This is a genomic window from Mesorhizobium sp. M7A.F.Ca.CA.003.01.2.1 (genome assembly GCF_003998945.1).
Taxonomy (GTDB): domain Bacteria; phylum Pseudomonadota; class Alphaproteobacteria; order Rhizobiales; family Rhizobiaceae; genus Mesorhizobium; species Mesorhizobium ciceri.
Genome location: NZ_RZRA01000012.1, coordinates 1 through 19,798, shown reverse-complemented (window position 1 = coordinate 19,798; position 19,798 = coordinate 1). Strand labels below are relative to the sequence as shown.

Sequence of the window (19,798 nt, the reverse complement as noted above, 5' to 3'; positions counted from 1 at the left end):
CACACGCGCCGGCCGTTCCTCACCCACGACATGCACGGAGAGCGCGGTGCCCTCGCCCGCGAAATCGCGGTCGACCAGAGCCAGCGCCAGGCTCTTGCCGACCGTATAGCCATAGCCGCCCGAGGTGACGAAGCCGACGCGTCGGCCCTGATGCCAGACAGGCTCAAAACCGCTGGCATCGGCGTCGAGCGCATCGATTTCCAGCGTCACCAGGCATTGGCCGCTGCCGGCCTCCCGCTGTTTCAACGCTGCTTCGCGGCCGATGAAGTCGCTCTTGCCGAAAGCGATGAAGCGGTCGAGACCGGTCTGGCCCGGCGTATAGCCTTGCGTGAATTCACGCGACCAGATGCCAAAGCTCTTCTCCAGCCGCAGCGCATTGAGCGCATAGTAGCCGATTTCAGCAAGGCCCAGATCCTCGCCCGCAGCCAGCAGCGTGTCGCGCAACGTGGCGTGCATGGTCACGGGGCAACTGATTTCGAAGCCGAGTTCGCCCGCGATCGACAGCCGCGCCACACGTGCCTGCACCATACCGATGTCGAATGCGCCACAGGCCATGAACGGCAATGCTGCGCCGGAAACATCCTGATGCGTCGTGCGCTCCAGAATCTCCCGCGCATTCGGCCCCGTGAGCAGGAAGCCGCTCATCGTGTCGGAGAGGTCGGCGATGGTGACGCCCTCCGCCGCATGGCTCTCGAACCAGCGCATATGGAATTCCCGGAGATAGTAGGAGCCCATCAGCCAATAAGAGCCGCCGCCCCAGTTGAAGACGGTGAGGTCGCCCTTCAGCCGTCCGTCATGGCCGAGCATCGGCGCCAGGCCGGCCCGCCCCGCCTTCGGCAATCGGCAGGCGAGCAGCCGGTCGAGCCACGCCTCCGCACCCAGCCCCGACACCGCATAGCGCGCATAGGCCGAGATATCGACGAGGCCGGCGGCGCGCCGCACCTGCAGCGCCTCCTCGCCGACGATGTCGAAGGCGTTGGAGCGCCGCAGCGTCGTGCTCTCGGCAAATCCCATCGGCGCGAAATAGGCCGGGATTTCCAGCCCCCAGGAAGCCGTCCATTCGCATCCCGCCGCGCTCATGCCGTCATAGGCGCCGGGGCGTTTCAGCGGCCGGCCGGCGGGCAGCCGTTCATTGGGAAAGGTCATGACGAACCGGCGCGAATAGAACTGGCGCGTCGTCTGCCTGAGATATTCGCGGTTGGCGGCGAAGGCACCGTAGCGAGCGATATCCATGCCGAAGATGTCGGCCTGCGGTTCGCCGAAAATCATCCATTCGGCCAGCGACTTGCCGACGCCGCCGCCCTGGCTGAAACCGGCCATGACGCCGCAGGCGACCCAGTAGTTCTTCAGGCCGCGCACCGGCCCGACAATCGGATTGCCGTCCGGCGTGAAGGTGAAGGCGCCGTTGACCCATTTGCGGATACCGGCCGTCGCCAGGCAAGGGAAGCGCTCATGCGCCTTGGCGAGTTCCGGGCTGATGCGGTCGATGTCTTCCGGGATCAGCTCTATGCCGTAATCCCACGGCGCTCCGTCCATGTTCCAGTGCTTTGGGTTCTGCTCATAGACGCCAAGCAGCACACCCTTGCGCTCCTGCCGCAGGTATGAAAAGCCGTCGAGATCGACGGCGATGCCGATTTCCCTGTCAAGTGCTGCGATCTCCGGAATGTCATCGGTGATGAAATAGTGGTGCTCCATCGGCGTCACCGGCAGGTCGACGCCGGCCATGCGGCCGAGCTGCTTCGCCCACAGCCCGCCGGCATTGACGACATGCTCGGCGATGATGGTGCCCTGCTCGGTGATGACGTCCCAGCGCCCGTCGGCACGTGCTTTCAGCTCGACGACCCGGTTGCGCAAGATGATGTCGGCGCCGCGCTTCTTCGCAGCACCCGCATAGGCATGCGTGGTACCGTACGGGTCGAGATGGCCTTCGTTGGAATCATGCAGGCCGCCAAGAACACCGTTGACGTCGACGATCGGGCAGATCGCCTTGATCTCGTCGGGCGTGACCAGGCGCGCGGTCTCGATGCCGACCGACTGGAACACGGCCCAGGCTGATTTCAGCCACTCCCAGCGCGCGGGATCGCTGGCGATGTTGACGCCGCCCGTCATGTGCAGGCCGATATCCCAGCCGGATTCGGCCTCGATCTCCCGGTAGAGATTGATGGTGTAGTCCTGCAGCGCCGCCACGTTGGGATCGGCGTTGAGCGCATGGAAGCCTGCCGCCGCGTGCCAGGTCGAACCGGCCGTCAGTTCTGCGCGCTCGATCAGCGCCACATCGCTCCAGCCGAACCGCGTCAGGTGATAGAGCACCGAGGCTCCGACCACGCCACCTCCGATGACGACTGCGCGGTAGTGCGACTTCAAGGCTTCCCCTCCACGGTTGGTCCGAAGACTGGAGTATATATCCACTGGACATAAGTGTCCAGTGCCGGCGCGCGCGCATCGTTTTTCGTCGACCGCCGGCATGCACTGCGCGCTGTCACGCAAGCATCATGTTCGCGCCGTAGACCGCGTTTCGGGGAGGCTTGCGCAACATCATCGATGTCGTACCTCTTTCAGTTTTTCGTCCCCCGGCCGCTCCGGCACATCCGTCACAAAGAGGATTATCCATGAAGCACCTGTATCGACCCGCGTCGCTTGGCGTCGCGCTGGCCTTGTTCACCGCCTTGGCGCCGGCGCTCGCCGACAGCACCGCGACCGTCGGCGGCCTCGTCAACAAGGGGCTGGTCGGCGTCGGCCGCATCCCGGCCGCTCAGCGCGACAAGTTCGGCGAGACCTTCGGCTCGGGTTCCGGCATGGCGATCGACGCATCAGGCTGGACGCATGACACCGCCGGCTACAGGGGTTCGCTCTGGCTGTTGCCGGACCGTGGCTACAATGTCGTCGGCACCACCAACTACCGGCCGCGCCTCAACACGATCGCCATCGAATTTGCTCCGGTCGCACCGGGCGCGGCACCTGCTGCCGGCCAGGAGCAGACGGGCGTCAAGGCAACGCTCGCCGACACCATGCTTCTCACCGACGACAAGGGGGCTGATGCCACAGGCCTCGACCCACTCAACGGCGTGCGCGCGGCAAGCGGCGACATGCCGATCCTGCCGCAAGCCGACAATGGCAAGCTGGCGCTCGACAACGAGGCGATCGTGCGGCTGCCCGATGGTTCGATGTTCATCTCCGACGAATACGGCCCGAACATCTATCGGTTTTCCGCCGACGGGCATCTGCTGTCGGCAACCCAGCCACCGGCCGCCTTCGTGCCGATGCGCCACGGCACGCCGAACTTCGCCTCGGACAATCCGGGACCCGGTGCCGCCGAGCCCGATCCGAAGGACCCCGAGACCGGCCGCCAGAACAACCAGGGCCTGGAGGGAATGGCGATGACGCCGGACGGCAAGTTCCTGATCGCGGTGCTGCAATCGGCGCCCCGGCAGGATGGCGGCGATTCGCCCGCGACGCGCCAGAACACGCGTGCGCTGGTCTATGACGCGTCCGACCTCGCCCACCTCAAACTGGCGCATGAGTATGTCGTGCCGTTGCCGGTGTTCAAGGATGCCAAGGGCAAGACCAAGATCGCCGCGCAGAGCGAGATCGTGGCGCTCTCCGACAAGACCTTCCTGATGCTGGCGCGCGACAGCGGCAACGGCCAGGGGCTGAAGGGCGACACCTCGCTGGTGCGCCAGATCTTCGTCGTCGACGTCTCGGCCGCGACCGACATCGCCGGCGGCGCCTTCGATGCCGCCGACAAGCCGCTGGCGCCCAAGGGCGTGCTCGACCCGTCGGTGATGCCGGCCAAGCTGACGCCGTTCATCGACATCAACGACAAGGGCGAACTCGGCCGCTTCGGCCTGCACAATGGCGCGCCGAACGACAAGAACAACCTGTCGGAGAAGTGGGAGGCGATGTCGGTGGTCAGCGTTCTCGATCCGAAGCTGCCCGACGACTACTTCCTGTTCGTCGCCAACGACAACGACTTCCTCGCCCAGGACGGTTTTCAGGTCGGCGCACCCTACAAGGCGGAAGACGGCGCCGATGTCGACACCATGTTCCTGGTCTATCAGGTCACGCTGCCGGGTCTCGCCGGGAAGTAACGGCCACTGCACGGGCGGGCGCGCTTGGCGCGTCCGCTGGGCTCGCGGCAGGCATGAACGGGGCAGCGGCCTTTCAGCCGCGCGTTCGCAAGGGTGCATCTCGGTCCCGCCTGCGATATCATCGTGGACTGGATCCAAATCACCATCCGCCGAGTTGCCCGCCATGGACGAAAAAATGCCCGCGCGCCGGCGCACCGGCGACCTGACCAGCGGCCCGATCCCGCGCACGCTTCTGCTGTTCGCCCTGCCGGTGCTCGGCTCCAACGTGCTGCAGTCGCTCAACGGCTCGATCAACGCCGTCTGGGTCGGCCGTTTTCTCGGCGAATCGGCGCTGACCGCCACCTCTAATGCCAACCTCGTCCTGTTCCTGATCCTCGGCACTGTGTTCGGCATCGGCATGGCGGCCACCATCCTGGTGGCCCAGTCGGTCGGTGCCCGCGACCTGCCCGAGGCGCGCCGCATTGTCGGCACCAGCGCGACGTTCTTCTTCCTCGTCTCGGTTGTCTTCGCGGTCTGCGGCTGGATCTGGGTTGACGCCATTCTCAACACGCTCGGCACACCGGCCGACGCCTTGCCGCTGGCGCGCTCCTATCTGCGCATCATCTTCGTCGCCGTGCCGATGATGAACCTTCTGTCCTTCGTCATGACCGTGCTGCGCGGTGCCGGCGATTCACGCACCCCCTTCTTCTTCATGGCGCTGGCCGTCGTCCTCGACATCGTGCTCAACCCATTGCTCATCGCCGGCATCGGACCGTTTCCCGAACTCGGCATCGCGGGCTCCGCCACGTCCACGCTGATCGGCCAGACGGTTAGCGTGATCGCCATCCTGATCGTGCTCTATGTGCGCAAGCATCCGCTGCGGCTGGCCGGCGCCAACCTCGCTCTGCTGCGGCCCGATCCCACCTTGCTGCGCATCGTCGTCTTCAAGGGCGTGCCGATGGGCCTGCAGATGATCGTCATTTCGGCGGCGGCACTGACGGTGATGGGCATCGTCAATTCCTACGGCTCACAGGTCGCCGCCGCCTACGGCATCGCCGCCCAGCTGTGGACCTACATCCAGATGCCGGCGCTCGCCATCGGCGCCGCGGTGTCCTCGATGGCGGCACAGAATGTCGGCGCCGGGCGCTGGGACCGGATCGGCCGCATCGCCGCCTCAGGCGTCGGCTTCAACCTCGTCCTGACCGGCGCACTGGTTGCCGTGCTGTCGGTTTTCGACCGTTCGGTGCTGAGCCTGTTCCTGAGCCGCGACAGCGCGGCGATCGACATCGCCGTCCACATCAACAATGTCGCCTCGTGGTCGTTCATCCTGTTCGGCATAACCATCGTGCTGTTTGCCACCGTACGAGCCACGGGTGCCGTGATGCCGCCGCTGATCATCCTGGTCATTTCGGTGCTGGTCGTGCGCACCGGCTTTGCCTATTTCATGCGTGGCGTGATCGGCGAGGAAGCGTTGTGGTGGAGCTTCCCGGCGGGTTCGATCAGCTCGCTTGTACTGGCGGCGGCCTACTATCGTTTCGGCCGCTGGCGCACCACGCACATGATCGAGGACAGGCCGGCCGCCGGCGAGCCGCCGGACACCGGTCTTGGCGTGCCGCGCGGACGCGCGCATCTTTCGCCTGAAACACCGAACGGCTGAAGCCAACCCGGTTCCGCTGGACCGCTCCAGGCCCTCAACGCCGTTGTTGTTTCAGCCCAAAAGCCAGCGCCACCAACGCAAACACCACGATCATGCCGGCGAACGCCAGGCTGGCAGCGACGGGACTGGCATAGGTCGAAACGATGCCGATGCCGATGACGGGCAAGGCGTTGCCGACAAAGCAGCAGATGAAGAAGCTGGACACCACTTCGGCGCGACGATCCTTGGGCGCGATCTCGTTCACCACTTGCAGGCCGCCACGGTAACCAAGCGCCGCCGCAACGCCGCAACAGGCCGTCGCAGCAACCATCAGTGCCATCGAGGCCAATATCTGCGCCGCCACCACCAACAAGACGCTTGGGATCATCAATGCCAGCGCAGCCAGCATCGCCTTATTGCTCTTCATGTGCATCAGAACGACAATGCTGATCGCGGTGACGATCGCCAGCTCGAAGAACAGCGCGCCGGCGACGGCATGGTTGGTCTCATGCAGCTGCTGCGCCAGGATGCTCGGCGCCAACGCGGCGTAGAACCCGACCAGCGCCATCGCGCCGAAGCCGGTCACCGCCGGCGCGACGAAGCGCGCACGGATTTCCTCCGGGACGGAAAGTCGCGGCCGCCAGGAGATCCCCCCGAGGCCGCCCGGCTTCGACACCGTTTCGCGAGTGCGCCAGACCAGGATCGTCACCACCACAAGTGCTGCCAGATAGACGATGAAGATCAGCCGCAACGGCCATGGCTCGTATTCAGCCAGAAATCCCGAAATCAGTGCGCCGAGGCCGAGGCCGAGGAAATTGGTGCTGGTGGCAATCACACTGGCGCGCGACTTGTCCGCGCCGGGAAGAAGCTCGGCAATCCACGCGGTTCCGGTCCCCGCGCCGACGCCGATGCCAAGCCCGCTCAGGATGCGGGCGACGTCGAGCGAGACGACGTTTACGGCAAACAGGAAGACAAGCGCACTGACGATGGCGACGAGCATGGCCGCCAGGCTCGCGGGCCGGCGTCCGACAATATCGGAGACGCTGCCCAACATCAGAAGTGCCGCCAGATTGCCGACGACATACACGGCGTAGATCAGCGTCAGGGTGATTTGTGAAAAGCCGAATTGCTGCTTGTAGACGATGTAGAGCGGCGTCAGCACCGTGCTGCCGGCAAACAGCACCGCAATCATCGCGGCGACGGTGGGGATTGCGAGAGCATCGCCACCTGCCCCTTCGTGCGTATGCGCAAAATCGCGAATGGCCATGGCCAACCTCGTCACCAATTTCGGGGATCGAGGATCTAACGCGGTTTCATCCACGACGTTCCAACCGACAGGCAGGCTCCTGACAGCACGGTGGACATTGCTTGAGCGGGATGTCCGCCGGCTGAACAGGCTCGGATCGGGGCCAGCGGCTCCGATCCGTCATCTATCGTTCAACCGGTCGGCGTTACCTGCAAGCAAAGCCGGGCGCGATCTTGCACTTGCCGGGACGCGGCCTGTGCGGCGGCCGATGGTGCGGAGGACGGTGCGGCTTGTGCCAGTGTGGCGGCCGATGCGGCGGACGCACGATGATGATTGGCGGGCGAACGATCTGGGAGCGTTCAAGATAACCGGCGCTGGCCCAGCCGCTCACGCCGCCGCCATGGATTCTACACCAGCCCGGCTGGCAGCCGGTGACATTGACCCTGAAGCCGGCGGGCAGCGTTCCCACTTTGGCGTATCCCGCTCCCGGCCCGCTGCGGACGTTGAGGTTGGTCGAGGTGTGAGCGCTGTAGGCGAAGGCCGCGGCGGACGTCCCGAACACCGCGGCCAGGATGGTCGCGGCCACAAGCAGAAAACGAAATCTCATCAGTCCCCTCCATTCGAATCCCGGCCGTTCATCTGCTTCGGCCAAGACTGCCCTGCAAGAGGAGCGGCCAAGCCAAGAAAAGTCAACAGGTGGGCGGCCGTAACCGTCCTGGCCAGCGGGACTGATGCCGGATTTTCCTTGGACATGGTTGAGGAATTTCGCGGTTGCCATTTATTGGCTCCTCAACATCCGCTAGCGTTACTCTCTTTCGACAATTCATCGCGGGCAAAGGTGGGATCCATGGGCAAAGGCAGGGTCGAGGCATTCACCGATGGCGTCGTGGCTATCATCATCACCATCATGGTGCTTGAGTTGAAAGTGCCGCATGGCGAGGATTTCTCCGCCTTGGTGCCGTTGTGGCCGATCTTCTTCTGCTACGTGCTGTCCTTCATCAATGTCGGCATCTACTGGAACAATCTGCACAACATGTTCCACACCGTTCAGCGGGTCGACGGGCGCGTGCTGTGGGCGAACCTCAATCTGCTGTTCTGGCTGTCGCTGATGCCGGTGACCACAGCCTTCATGGGCGAGAACCACTTTGCGCCGGTGCCGGTAGCAGTCTATGGCACCGACCTCGCGCTATGCGCCATCGCCTACACCATACTCGCCGCCGCGCTGCATCGCCTGCACGGCAATGATACCGCCTTTGCCAAGGCGCTGGGTAATGACCGCAAGGGGAAGCTCTCGCTGGCTGTCTATATCGTGGCCGTCGTGCTGACCTTCGTCAGCCAGTGGATCGGCGTCGCGCTCTATGTGCTGGTCGCGATGATATGGCTCGTACCGGATAGGCGCTTTGCGCGGGTGATCGAAAAGTAGTTGTCTTCACACATTTTCAAGGTAGAGCGCTGCACGGCTTTCCCAAATTGCCCTACTTGCGCATCGCTTTCAGTTTTTCCGCCACCGATGCGGCGAGGTCGGCATAGAGCTCCTCCAGCCGTTCCGCGGCCTTGATGATCGAGAAATCATGGCCGAATTTTTCCAGCGCCATGCGCAGTTTCTCGACGAACTCGGCTTGTTTCTCCAGCGCGGAAAAGAGTGTCTTCACCTGCGCTTCGCTGATGTCGGGATTGGCCAGCATCTGCGGCACCTCGCGGCCCATCTGGTCGCCAATGGCGGTCTGCTCCTTCAGAATTGCAACCCAGTCCGTCAATCAGGAACCTCCGTTTGTCCCCAGGCCTAAATCTCTTTTGCGGGGACAAAGGGCAACATGCGCAGCCTCGGCCGGACTGGTCAACCCGACAAGACGAGCAGAGGCTTGCACCGGCCCGTTCCGGCGCTAAGTTCGGCGCATCGAACAAGGAATCCATCGCCCATGATCACCGACGCCGAGATCCAGACCGCCCTGCCCGCGCTTGCTCCAGGCAATGCCGCCGTGATCACCGGCGCTGCCAGCGGCATCGGTCTGGCGGCCGCCAAGCGGCTTGCATTGCTAGGCATGAAGATCGTGCTGGCCGACATTGGCGGCGCGCGGCTTGACGACGCCTCGCGCGCCGTTTCCGCGATTGCCGGCGACGATGCCGTGCTTGCCGTCGCCGCCGACGTTTCGAAGGCGGATGAGGTGGACCGCCTCGCCGAGAGAGCGTTCGGCGCCTTCGGCGGCGTGTCGCTGCTGATGAACAATGCCGGCGTCGGCGACAACCCCGGAAAGCCGTGGGAAAACCGCGATGCCTGGAAACGGCTGCTGGACATCAATTTCTGGGGCGTTGTGCATGGCGTGGAGGCCTTCGCGCCGCGCATGCTGGCCTCGGCCAGGCCGGGTCTGATCGTCAACACCGGCTCCAAGCAAGGCATCACCACGCCGCCCGGCAATCTTGCCTACAATGTCTCCAAGGCAGGAGTGAAAACCTTCACGGAAGGCCTGGCGCACGCGTTGCGCAACGAACCCGGCGCCCATGTCGCTGCCCATCTGCTGATCCCCGGCTTCACCTTTACCGGTCTGACCGAGGGTGCGACGGAAAAACCGGCCGGCGCCTGGACCGGCGAACAGGTTGTGGATTTCATGCTGGAATCCCTGACCAGGGGAGATTTCTACATCCTGTGCCCGGACAATGAGGCGGCCCGGCCGCTGGATGAAAAGCGCATGGCCTGGGCGATCGGCGACATCATCGAGAACCGCCCCGCTTTGTCGCGCTGGCATCCGGACCACAAAGGCAGTTTCGCAGCCTTCATGAAAGGCTGATCTTCAGGCCGCTTGCTTTTTCGACCCGCGCTTCTGTGCCACGGCCTTCTTCGCCGCGATGTCGGCGATCTGTTCGTCATGCCGCTTTGCCGCACGCTCGCATTTGGCGCGGATTTCCTCGACTTCGGATTCGGTCAGATGCTCGATGCCGATGAAGTGGTTGTGGCCCTTGCCGACCCGGATCAGTTCGTCGAGCTTGGCCTGGATCGCCGCGCCGTCGCGGTTCTGAGTGTTCTGGATCAGGAAGACCATCAGGAAGGTGATGATGGTCGTGCCCGTGTTGATGACAAGTTGCCAAGTGTCCGAAAAGCCGAAGAACGGACCGCTCACCCCCCAGGCGATGATGATGAGGCAACAGACGGCGAATGTCGGCGGCAGGCCGGCTATGCGGGCGACCCAGTTGGCAACCTTGGTGAAATGCTTTTCCATCTATCGAAATCCTCGACGCTGCGGCGCGATGAGAAACAATCAGCGACCGCTTCAGGTTCCCGATGCGAACAAATACCTCAGGTACAATTGCCTGCACGCATAGGGAGAATAGTCTGGAAAACACACCTTATGGGTTCAATGCCACAGTACTCCCGCAGGCAAGAGTGCCTGTTCCTTCCGCTTCACAGCGGTTTACCTCCAGCCCCTTCCGCTGCGCCACCCCCGCATGGCGGAAGGGGTTTCAGTCCGGAGAGCGCGGAGCATGGTTTCCCGAAAGCGCCGACCGGCAGAAGGACAGACGGTCGCTCCACTTTCCCGCAGATTGCTTGGCAGCGCCGGCCTAGGCCTGCTGATGGCCTGCGCGGCCGTGACCGCCAGGGCAGAACCATCAACAGCACCGGCTGCCGAAATAGCGACCGATCCGACAATCACCGGCAGTCTCGAAAGGCATTGGACCAACAACGCGCTGGACAGCGACCATGCGGTCAAGGACTGGTACACACTGTTGCGCGGTTCGCTGCAGCAGCAATGGGGCGACAACGACGCCAACGCGAAATTCAGCGCGGACTTCCAGGTAACGCATTACGACAAGACGTCGATCGAGGACGACCGCGGATTGTCGCTGTCGGCCGAGGCCTTCCGCCGGCTCGGCCCGGGCCTCGAACTGAGGGGATCGCTGAGCTATCGCGTCTCCAGCACCGGCGACAATCTGGATATCGGCCCGCTGACGCTGGGTACGCGCGAGTTCAAGCAGGTCTTCGGCGCCCAGACACAACTCGGCATCGACCTCGGCAACGCCACATCGCTGATCCTCGAGGCCGCCGACAGCTACGAAAAGCTCGGCGCGACGCATTTCCAGGAAGATCTCATCTTGCCGGCGAAGCTGCATGCCGACCGCAATCTCTTCCAGTTGGCGGCTCGGGTCACCCGGACAGTTGGCCAGCTTGCCTTCGGCGCGTCCGCGTCTGCGCTCTTCGCCAGCGTCGAGGAAATCGGTTACCCGCCGCTGTTCCTGTCGTTCAACGCCTATACGCTGCGCGCCGAGGCGGCCTACAAGGCCACCGACGGTTCGACGCTCGGCGTGGCGCTGGGTGCGCAGTTCCTGCGTGGCGCCGATAACATCTACCAGCGCTGGCGTCCGACCTGGCAAGTCACCTTCGGCAAGCCTCTGCCGCACGGCTTCGAGCTGCGCGGCACCTATTTCGGCCGCTACGAAACGTCCGAAACCGACGACCCCCTGGCTTCGTGGCTGCAGCGCGCGGAACTGGAACTGGGCATGAAGGTGCGCGAAAACCTCGGCATCGCTTCCGGCATCTTCTATGAGCTCAAGGACAATTTGCTCTACGAGAACCAGGAGCGCCGCAAGGGCGTCTATGCCGAAGCGACGTACAACGCGACCAAATCGATGGCCATTGTCGTTCGCGTCGACGTTTCCGAGACCTTCAAGACCGTGATCGACGAGCGCGAACACACGGTCGATGCATTTGTGGGCCTGCGGGCGAAGATCTAGCTCATTCCCGCGCTTGACTGGGTAGGCCCACAAGCGGAGGCAGGAGGGTGTTGAAGACCCTCCTGCCCACGACACGTGACATAAGGATGCCCGTGACTTTCCTGCTCAGTGACGGCCGCCCAGCTTGTAGCTGTTGCCGCCAAGGACATTGACGCCGATACCGCTGAGAACGCCGGTAAGGACGTTGGTCTTGTTGCCGTTCAGAATGCCCTGGACGACATTGCCGCTCAGGATGTTGTTGCCACTCAGGATGCCATTGAGCGCGGTCACCTGGCCGACACCGATGGACGGCGACACATTGATCAGGCTACCCGAGCTACCTCCCCAGCCGCCGGCATAGGCGCCGACAGTCGAGAACGAAACCATAGCAGCGGTGAGTACAAAAGCGAACTTCTTCATGACTTCTCTCCATTGTTGCTAGTAGTGTTTTCTTCGACTTCTTACGACTTACCCCCGAAACGAGTAGTGCATTTTGCCGAAAGTCTTGCAACCTTGGAGTGTTTAATTTCACGGATACAATCCGTTTTCCATTTCTTAACTTTAATATTTTACGTTAAGAAAATTGGTTACCGTCGACGTCTTGAGCTGGTCAGACGGCGTCGTTTTCCCAACGATCGAGGAATGCTTCGATCGGCATTGCCTGCATGTCGGGAACCGCTCTGGCGAGCTTTTCGACCGGCCAGTTCCACCAGGCGAGAGCTTCGATCCGCGCCGCGATATCCGGAGCGAAGCGTGGCCGGAGAGCCTTCGCCGGCACGCCGGCGACGATCGCGTAGGGCGGCACATCACGCGTCACCACTGCGTTGGCGCCGACCACCGCGCCATTGCCGATGGTGACCCCGGGCATGATCACCGCGCCGTGGCCGATCCAGACATCATGGCCGATGGTCACGGCTTTCGCCTGCCGCCGTTCGCGGAAGGCGGCATCGACGCCCAGCCAGCGAAAATACTCGTTCGGCCGGTAGCTGAGCTTGTGCTGGGTCAGCCGCTCTATGGGATGCTCCAGCGCATTGATGCGGCTGTTGGCGGCGATCGAGCAGAATTTGCCGATCGTCGTGTAGATCGCTTCCGAATGGCGTTCGAAATAGGAGAAGTCGCCGACGGTGACCTCGCGAAGCACCACCCGCTCGCCGATCGAGGCATAACGCCCAAGCTTGCACGCCTTCAACTCCGCGGTCGGATGGATGCGTGGCTCGGGGTCTTTCGGGACGAGATCTTCGGAACGGTCCATGCCGGCGGCTTTACGCCTAGGCGATTGGTCCCGCAAGCGGGGCCAATCGTCCGTCAGATCGTTTCCCGGCAAGGATTCGCCCAGGCGATTGGTCCCGCAAGCGGGGCCAATCGTGCGCCCGGGAAGGAACTGAATCGCCTATTGCGGCTTGCCTTTGCTCCACACCACGTTCTGGCCGTAGAGCGGCACAGTGGTGACCGACATTTTGGCCGAGCCGTTCTGCACCTGGCGCGAATGCGAGAGATAGATCAGCGTCTCGTTGGCCTTGTCGTAGATGCGGTTCACCACCTGCTTCTTCCAGATCAGGCTGATGCCTTGCTTGAACACTTCCTCGCCGCCCTCGCTCATGTCGATGTCGCCGATGGTGATCGGGCCGGTCTGGCGGCAGGAGATCGAGGAATCGGACGGATCCTCGAACCAGTTGCCCTTGTGCAGGCGATCGATGATGCCGCGATCGAAATAGGAGACGTGACATGTCACGCCCTCCACTTTGGGGTCCTTGATCGCCTCGACGATGATGTCGTTGCCGAGCCAGTCGACGCCGACCTTGCCGACTTCATCGGCCACGGCGGCCCCGGCACCTAGGACAACGCACGCGGCCAAGGCACCGCCGATCAGTCTTCGCCCAATCAGTCCGTGCCCAATCAGTCGTTGCAAGGGACCCTCCTGCGGTTCGAGTTGCCGGTCACAGGTGGGGCGAGCGGCCCGGCTTTGCAAGCAGATAGGTCGACACCGCAGCGGTTGCGGCAACGCGGCACTTTGCCTGTGCGGGGCCGAACCGCTAAGACTGTCACACAGGCGCGGCATTGAGCCGGCGCGACGATTTCTGCAGACGGACTTTTCTGATGATGCGTTCTATCCTGGTCGGTATTCTCGTCCTGATGGCGGCCGGCATCGGCTGGCTGACCTTCGACTGGTATCGCGGCCACTATGGCGGCGAGCCATTCGGGGCCGCCTTTACTCTGGTCGACCAGAAAGGCGCGCCGATCACCGAAGCCGCCTTCCGGGGCCAGCCCAGCGTCGTCTTCTTCGGCTTCACCCATTGCCCCGAGGTCTGCCCGACCACGCTGTTCGAACTGGCCGGCTGGCTGAAGACGCTCGGCGACGACGGCAAGAACCTGCACGCCTATTTCGTATCGGTCGATCCGGAGCGCGACACGCCTGAGGTGATGAACGCCTATGTCAGCAATTTCTCCGACCGTATCGTCGGCATCACGGGCGCTCCGGACAAGGTCCATGCCATGGCCAAGTCGTTCGGCATCTATTGGAAGAAGGTCGACACCGGCGACGGCGACTACACGATGGATCATACCGCCTCGGTGCTGCTGCTCAACGCCAAGGGCGATTTTGCCGGCACAATCGCCTACGGCGAAAGCGCCGATACGGCCATCGCCAAGCTGAAGCGGCTGGCGGCGAAAGGCTGATTACCATTTCATGACCCAGACGCGCCTTTACTTCACCACCGGAAAGATCGAGTCCGTCAGCATTTTCGCGGCGCTTGAGGCGGCCTTCGAGGAAGAGGGGCTGCCGATCGCCGTGCTGGAGGTCGACGAGGACAAGGACATCCACGAAGTGTCGCTCTATGCCGATGGCGACGTCGATGCGGTCGAGACCCGCTTGAAGGACATCCTTGCCGGCCTTTCCCTGTCGAAGCCGATCGAGCGCGAGCCCCTGCCCGACATCGACTGGGTGGCGCATTCGCTGGAAGAGTTGAAGCCGGTGCGTGCCGGACGTTTCTTCGTCCACGGCGCACATGACCGCAGGAAACGCCACAGCGGCGAACTCGCCATCGAAATCGAAGCCGGCCTCGCCTTCGGCACCGGCCATCACGGCACCACCGCCGGCTGCCTGGAAATGCTGGAAAGAGTGGTCCGGCGCGAACACCCGCGCAATGCGCTCGACCTCGGCACCGGCAGCGCGGTACTGGCGATCGCCGTCGCCAAGCTGGCGCACATTCCGGTGCTGGCCACCGACATTGATCCGGTGGCGGTGCGGGTGGCTGCCGCCAATGCGCGGCTCAACCACGTCAAGGCACTGGTGGAAACAGCAACCGCGCCCGGCTTTCACCATCCGATCTTCGGCAAGCGCGCACCCTTCGATCTGATCGTCGCCAACATATTGGCGCGGCCGCTGATGCGGCTGGCGCCGCAAATGGCCCATCATATCGCACTTGGCGGTTCGATCGTGCTGTCGGGCATCCTCGAGCGCCAGCGGGACGCGGTCATCTCGGCCTATGTCGGCCAGAATTTCCGCCATGTCAGAACCTTGCACCGCGAGGGCTGGGTGACGATCCACCTGAAGCATTAGACCGGCACCGACCGAGCCTGGACCAAATTCCCCCAGTTGTCAGTCCGGCGATGCTGTAGCAGGTTGCGCGCAGCCGGAAATCGATTCCGATTTCCGCGACCGTACGCTACGGTTGCGCGGACATGCAGGAGGCCCACCATGTTCCAGACCTTCGATTCCGCGGGCGACCCGGCCGTCGGCAAACCGCGCGTGGCGCTGCTGCGCCAATGGCTTGAAGCCAACGGGCTGGACGGCTTCATCGTCCCGCGTGCCGACGAGCATCAGGGCGAATATGTCGCCGATCGTTCGGCGCGGCTGAAATGGCTGACCGGCTTCAGCGGCTCGGCCGGCGTCGCCATCGTCCTGCGCGACCGCGCCTTCGTCTTTGTTGACGGGCGCTACACGCTGCAGGTGCGCAGCGAGGTCGATCTCGACGTCTTTTCGATCGAAAGCCTGGTCGACAATCCGCCGGCTGTCTGGCTGAAAGACAATCTTGGCAAGGGCGCACGGCTCGGCTTCGATCCATGGCTGCACACGATCAGCGAGGTCAAGGCGCTGCAGGCCTCAGTCGACAAGAACGGCGCCGTACTGGTGCCGCTCGACAAAAACCCGATCGACATCATCTGGAAGGATCAGCCCGACGCGCCGGTGGCTCCCGTCGAGCTCCACCCGATCGGCTTTGCCGGCGAGCTCGCCAAGGACAAGCTGGCGCGGCTAGCGGCGGCGATCGCCAAGGACGGCGCCACCCATGCGGTGCTGACCGACCCCTCCTCCATCGCCTGGGCCTTCAACATCCGTGGCGGCGACGTGCCGCACACGCCGCTGGCGCTCGGCTTCGCCATCCTCGCCGCCGATGGGTCGCACCAGCTTTTCATGGATAAGCGCAAATTCTCGCGCCAGGTCGCCGCCTACCTCACCCAGCTCGCCGAGCCGCATGAGCCCGGCGAATTCGAAGCCGCGATCACAGCGCTTGCCAAGAGTGGCGCGAAAATCGCGCTCGACCCGGTGCTGGCGGCTGACCGGCTGCGCATGCTGGTCGAGGACAATGGCGGCGCCGTCATTGCAGCAGCAGATCCTGCCCGAATCCCGCGCGCCACCAAGAACCAGGCCGAGATCAACGGCTCGCGCGCCGCGCATCGGCGTGACGGTGCGGCCGTGGCGAAATTGCTGTGCTGGCTGGAGCGGCAAAAACCCGGCTCGCTCGACGAGATCGCTGTCGTCACCAGGCTGGAGGAACAGCGCCGGCGGACCGGCGAGGAAACCCAGATGCCGCTGCGCGACGTCTCCTTCGACACCATTTCGGGCGCCGGCCCGAACGGCGCCATCATGCATTACCGCGTGTCGCGCGCCACCAGCCGCAAGCTGCAGGCCGGCGAGCTGTTCCTGCTCGATTCCGGCGCGCAGTATCAGGACGGCACCACCGACATCACCCGCACCGTGCCGATCGGCCAGCCGACGCAGGAGATGCGCGAACGCTTCACCCTGGTGCTGAAAGGCATGATCGGCATTTCCACCTTGCGCTTTCCCGCCGGCACGCGCGGCTCCGAGATCGATGCCGTCGCGCGCATGGCGCTGTGGAAGCACGGCTGCGACTTCGCCCACGGCACCGGCCATGGCGTCGGCTCGTATCTGGCCGTGCATGAAGGCCCGCAGCGTATCGCCCGCACCGGCACCGAAAAGCTGCTCGAAGGCATGATGCTGTCCAACGAGCCCGGCTACTACAAGGAAGGCTCCTACGGCATCCGCATCGAGAACCTGATCCTGGTGACGCCGGCGCAAGAGATCGAGGGCGGCGACATCGCCATGCACGGCTTCGAGACGCTGACGCTGGCGCCGATCGATACCAGGCTGGTGCAGTCGGACCTTCTGACGCGTGACGAGCTGCATTGGCTGGACTCGTACCACGCGCGCGTGCTGGCCGAGATCGGCCCGATGCTCGACGGCGAAACGCTGGCCTGGCTGGAGAAGGCCACCGCGCCGCTGCCGCACGACGCGAAGATTTGATTTTTCTGAGGCGCCGAGGGCGTGTCGAGATTCAGGTCAGGACGAGCGAAAACGATGGGTTCCGTGAACCGGAGCGAAGCGTACTTTTGGGTACGTGAGCTCAGTTCTACCGCGACGCGGTAGAACGGGGAAGCGCAGGAAGCCGCCGTTTGCAGGCCGTCATCACCTGAATATCGATACGCCCTACCCGACGAACTGCCGCGCCACGATCAATACCGCCGCGCCCGCCAAAAACATCGCCATCAACCCACCGCGCAGCGAAACCACGGCGGTGACCACCAGTGCGGCCCATTCCGCCGGGCCGGCGTTCAACAGCTCGGGCGCTACCAGCGTCGTCAGCACCGCCGCCGGCACGGCATTGAGGCCGGCCTCGACGCGGGGATGGATGGTATCGAAGCGCGATATCACCAGGTGCCCGCCGATGCGCGTCAGATAGGTCGCGATTGCGCCGGCGATAATGATCCAGAAGGTCGTGCTCATGGCCGTGCCTTTACGCCGCTATGGTGGGGAGGCAGGATGACCGCCAGCAGCACACCGGCAACAGCGCCAATCGAGACATGCCAGGGCGAGCCCACGGTCTTGTAGGCGATGATGGAGGCGGCAGCGCTGGCAATGACCACCGGCAGCCACAGAGGCCGCTTGCGGAAGCCCAGCACGAGACCGAGGAAATAGATCGGCAGCAGGAAATCGATGCCCAGCGCGTGCGTGTCGGGGATCAGCTTGCCGAACAGCGCGCCAAGCGCGCTTTCGAGGATCCAGAACAGATAGACAGGCAAGCCAAGTCCCAGATACCAGGCAAAGCCGACCGTCCGGCCCGATTGCGCCCGCGCTTCGGCCACCGCGAATTGCGGATCGGTCAGGATGAAATAACCAAGCGCCTGCTGGATGAGGGGCCAGTGCGCGATGCGCCGGCCGATGCCGGCGGAATAGAGCACGTGGCGGAAATTGACGGCGAAGATCGACAGGACGATCAGCCACGGCGCCACATGCTGGCCGAACAGCTGGATGCCGACCATCTGGCTGGCGCCGCCATAGACCAGCGCACTCATCAGAAAGGCTTCCAGGACCGAGAAGCCATTGTCCACGGCGAGCGCGCCGAACAGCACCGCAAAGGGCGCCGAGGCCACCACCACAGGCATCGACAGCCGCACGCCTTGCCAGAAATCGCTTCTGTCGCCGCTCTCGGAAATTACGTCCGTCGCCATCAACCACTCCTGATGCATGTCGCCCAAAAGGGGGATAACGACATGCACAACAACAAGGGAAGCGCGGTATGTAGGTGGCGCGGCTTGCCGTGTCACACGAATTCGCTTGAGCCAAACGATCAGCGGAAATGATCGCGGGATCGGCTGAGTTAGACGCTTATTCCTTCGGGATCTTGCCCTCGATCGCCCTGCCCCAGTCGAGCAGCGGCTTGGCGCGCAAGGTGAAATCGACGAGTTCGTCGACCAGATCAGCCGTGTGGATTCCCGCCGGATCGATGACATGCTGGACGACAAAATGCCGGTTGCGGATGGCGGCGGCCAGGTCGGCATCGCTGATATGCTCGAAGCCGCGTGGGGTGCGCTTCATACGGCCTTCGGTCTCGAGTTCGAGGCTATTTTTCTTCAACGCCGCAACCATCTTTTGGAATTCGCCCGGCTTTGCCGCGATGGCCTTGCGCATCGCCAGCAGCAGCGCCGGCTCCGGCTGCCACCACGCAATGTCGGCGAAGCAGCGCTCAAGCCCGACATGCACGTAGAACACGCCCTGCTCCATCTTGGTGCCGTCGGGCGACAGGATGGCCGACAAATGCCTGTTGTAGGGCCGCTTGTCCTTGGCGAAGCGCACGTCGCGATTGATCCGGAACAGCGACTTCTTGCGGTCGCCGCGCAGGCCGAGCCCTGCCTTTGCGAAGCGCTCGGTCAGCGTGTCGACCAGATCGCCGAAGGGATCGCGCAATTCCTTTTCGAACAGGTCGCGATTCTCCAGGAACCATTCCCGGTTCTGGTGGAAATCCAGAGCCTTCAGGAACGGAATGGCCTTTGGGCCGAACCCCTTGAATGCGCCTTCCATCACGCCTTGCCGATCCGCGCCAGCCAGGCATCCTCGTCGATCACCTCGATGCCGAGCTCACTGGCAAGCTTGAGTTTGGAGCCGGCGCCCGGCCCGGCGACCACCAGATCCGTCTTCGCCGAAACCGAGCCCGCGACCTTGGCGCCGAGGCGCTCCGCCATGGCCTTGGCTTCGGAGCGCGTCATCTTCTCCAGCGAGCCGGTGAACACGACCGTCTTGCCGGCGACCTCACTGTCGGCCGAGACGGTGACGACATACGGCTTCGGCTTGACCTGCTCGAGCAGCTTCTCAAGCACGTCGTCGTTGCGCTCATTGCCGAAGAAGCCGCGCAGCGCATCGATCACCGTATCGCCGATGCCGTTGACCGATGGGAAGACAGTATGTGGATCCTCCGCGGCCGCTGTCTCCTTGCCGACGCGGATCAGCTCCTCGATGGTCGAGAAGGTGCGGGCAAGCACGGCCGCCGTCGTTTCGCCGATATGGCGGATGCCGAGCGCGAAGATGAAACGGTCGAGTTCCGGCTCGCGGCGCGAGGCGATGGCCGCGAA

The 19,798-nt window shown here is 63.6% G+C and carries 20 protein-coding genes; 8 read left to right on the top strand and 12 right to left on the bottom strand.

Features of this window, described 5'->3' with window-relative positions:
* Positions 1-2,364: FAD-dependent oxidoreductase (locus tag EN969_RS01580; protein ID WP_164758124.1), on the bottom strand; the 2,364-nt coding region annotated here is incomplete at its 3' end.
* A 245-nt stretch (positions 2,365-2,609) separates the two neighbouring features.
* Here EN969_RS01580 and EN969_RS01575 point away from each other — a divergent pair.
* Both EN969_RS01575 and EN969_RS01570 read left to right on the top strand, forming a co-directional pair.
* Complete coding sequence (locus tag EN969_RS01575; protein WP_063168295.1) at positions 2,610-4,088, top strand: esterase-like activity of phytase family protein; 1,479 nt, start codon at positions 2,610-2,612, stop codon at positions 4,086-4,088.
* A gap of 175 nt (positions 4,089-4,263) precedes the next feature.
* Positions 4,264-5,724, top strand: a complete 1,461-nt coding sequence (locus EN969_RS01570; protein ID WP_244506837.1) for an MATE family efflux transporter — start codon at positions 4,264-4,266, stop codon at positions 5,722-5,724.
* 34 nt (positions 5,725-5,758) lie between these two features.
* Here the strand turns inward: EN969_RS01570 and EN969_RS01565 are convergent, their stop codons facing one another.
* Together EN969_RS01565 and EN969_RS01560 are read right to left on the bottom strand one after the other, a co-directional pair.
* Positions 5,759-6,970: an MFS transporter gene (locus EN969_RS01565; protein WP_063168297.1), complete on the bottom strand. Its 1,212-nt coding sequence runs from the start codon at positions 6,968-6,970 to the stop codon at positions 5,759-5,761.
* Between the two features lie 184 nt (positions 6,971-7,154).
* On the bottom strand, positions 7,155-7,556 hold the full coding sequence (locus tag EN969_RS01560) for an SH3 domain-containing protein (RefSeq protein ID WP_063168298.1): 402 nt from the start codon (positions 7,554-7,556) through the stop codon (positions 7,155-7,157).
* A gap of 240 nt (positions 7,557-7,796) precedes the next feature.
* On the opposite strand from EN969_RS01560, the gene EN969_RS01555 reads away from it, so the two are divergent.
* Positions 7,797-8,372 (top strand): TMEM175 family protein, encoded by a 576-nt coding sequence (locus tag EN969_RS01555; protein ID WP_013530981.1) that lies wholly within the window; start codon positions 7,797-7,799, stop codon positions 8,370-8,372.
* Between the two features lie 52 nt (positions 8,373-8,424).
* Here the strand turns inward: EN969_RS01555 and EN969_RS01550 are convergent, their stop codons facing one another.
* Positions 8,425-8,706: a hypothetical protein gene (locus EN969_RS01550; RefSeq protein ID WP_027160626.1), complete on the bottom strand. Its 282-nt coding sequence runs from the start codon at positions 8,704-8,706 to the stop codon at positions 8,425-8,427.
* Between the two features lie 162 nt (positions 8,707-8,868).
* On the opposite strand from EN969_RS01550, the gene EN969_RS01545 reads away from it, so the two are divergent.
* The gene (locus EN969_RS01545; RefSeq protein ID WP_013530979.1) at positions 8,869-9,735 is read left to right on the top strand and encodes an SDR family NAD(P)-dependent oxidoreductase; all 867 of its coding nucleotides are present in this window, start codon (positions 8,869-8,871) and stop codon (positions 9,733-9,735) included.
* Between the two features lie 3 nt (positions 9,736-9,738).
* Here EN969_RS01545 and EN969_RS01540 read toward each other — a convergent pair whose 3' ends face one another.
* Positions 9,739-10,164 carry a low affinity iron permease family protein gene (locus tag EN969_RS01540; protein WP_013530978.1) on the bottom strand — a complete coding sequence of 142 codons (426 nt, stop codon included), beginning with the start codon at positions 10,162-10,164 and terminating at the stop codon, positions 9,739-9,741.
* 262 nt (positions 10,165-10,426) lie between these two features.
* On the opposite strand from EN969_RS01540, the gene EN969_RS01535 reads away from it, so the two are divergent.
* Positions 10,427-11,674, top strand: coding sequence for a hypothetical protein (locus tag EN969_RS01535; protein ID WP_013530977.1), 1,248 nt, complete (start codon positions 10,427-10,429; stop codon positions 11,672-11,674).
* A gap of 105 nt (positions 11,675-11,779) precedes the next feature.
* On the opposite strand, the gene EN969_RS01530 is transcribed toward EN969_RS01535, so the two are convergent.
* The 3 genes from EN969_RS01530 to EN969_RS01520 form a co-directional block, all read right to left on the bottom strand.
* Positions 11,780-12,073 carry a hypothetical protein gene (locus EN969_RS01530; protein WP_013530976.1) on the bottom strand — a complete coding sequence of 98 codons (294 nt, stop codon included), beginning with the start codon at positions 12,071-12,073 and terminating at the stop codon, positions 11,780-11,782.
* 190 nt (positions 12,074-12,263) lie between these two features.
* A complete protein-coding gene (locus EN969_RS01525; protein ID WP_063168299.1) occupies positions 12,264-12,905 on the bottom strand; it encodes a DapH/DapD/GlmU-related protein in 642 nt (213 codons plus the stop codon).
* A 138-nt stretch (positions 12,906-13,043) separates the two neighbouring features.
* The gene (locus EN969_RS01520; protein WP_024501452.1) at positions 13,044-13,562 is read right to left on the bottom strand and encodes a CreA family protein; all 519 of its coding nucleotides are present in this window, start codon (positions 13,560-13,562) and stop codon (positions 13,044-13,046) included.
* 188 nt (positions 13,563-13,750) lie between these two features.
* On the opposite strand from EN969_RS01520, the gene EN969_RS01515 reads away from it, so the two are divergent.
* The 3 genes from EN969_RS01515 (at position 13,751) to EN969_RS01505 (ending at position 17,195) form a co-directional block, all read left to right on the top strand.
* The gene (locus EN969_RS01515) at positions 13,751-14,329 is read left to right on the top strand and encodes an SCO family protein (RefSeq protein WP_013530973.1); all 579 of its coding nucleotides are present in this window, start codon (positions 13,751-13,753) and stop codon (positions 14,327-14,329) included.
* 10 nt (positions 14,330-14,339) lie between these two features.
* Positions 14,340-15,212: a 50S ribosomal protein L11 methyltransferase gene (locus EN969_RS01510; protein WP_013530972.1), complete on the top strand. Its 873-nt coding sequence runs from the start codon at positions 14,340-14,342 to the stop codon at positions 15,210-15,212.
* Between the two features lie 138 nt (positions 15,213-15,350).
* Positions 15,351-17,195 (top strand): aminopeptidase P family protein, encoded by a 1,845-nt coding sequence (locus EN969_RS01505; protein ID WP_063168300.1) that lies wholly within the window; start codon positions 15,351-15,353, stop codon positions 17,193-17,195.
* Positions 17,196-17,378: 183 nt separating this feature from the next.
* On the opposite strand, the gene EN969_RS01500 is transcribed toward EN969_RS01505, so the two are convergent.
* The 4 genes from EN969_RS01500 to EN969_RS01485 all read right to left on the bottom strand — a co-directional run.
* Positions 17,379-17,675 carry an AzlD family protein gene (locus EN969_RS01500; RefSeq protein WP_013530970.1) on the bottom strand — a complete coding sequence of 99 codons (297 nt, stop codon included), beginning with the start codon at positions 17,673-17,675 and terminating at the stop codon, positions 17,379-17,381.
* Positions 17,672-18,400, bottom strand: coding sequence for an AzlC family ABC transporter permease (locus EN969_RS01495; protein ID WP_063168301.1), 729 nt, complete (start codon positions 18,398-18,400; stop codon positions 17,672-17,674). The genes EN969_RS01500 and EN969_RS01495 overlap by 4 nt, the downstream gene beginning before the upstream one ends.
* 157 nt (positions 18,401-18,557) lie before the next feature.
* Entirely contained in the window at positions 18,558-19,250 is a 693-nt protein-coding gene (locus tag EN969_RS01490; protein WP_063168302.1) for a TIGR02453 family protein, read from the bottom strand.
* Positions 19,250-19,798, bottom strand: a 549-nt coding sequence (locus EN969_RS01485; RefSeq protein WP_281059995.1) for a BRCT domain-containing protein, incomplete at its 5' end; no start/stop codon positions are given. The genes EN969_RS01485 and EN969_RS01490, both read right to left, overlap by 1 nt.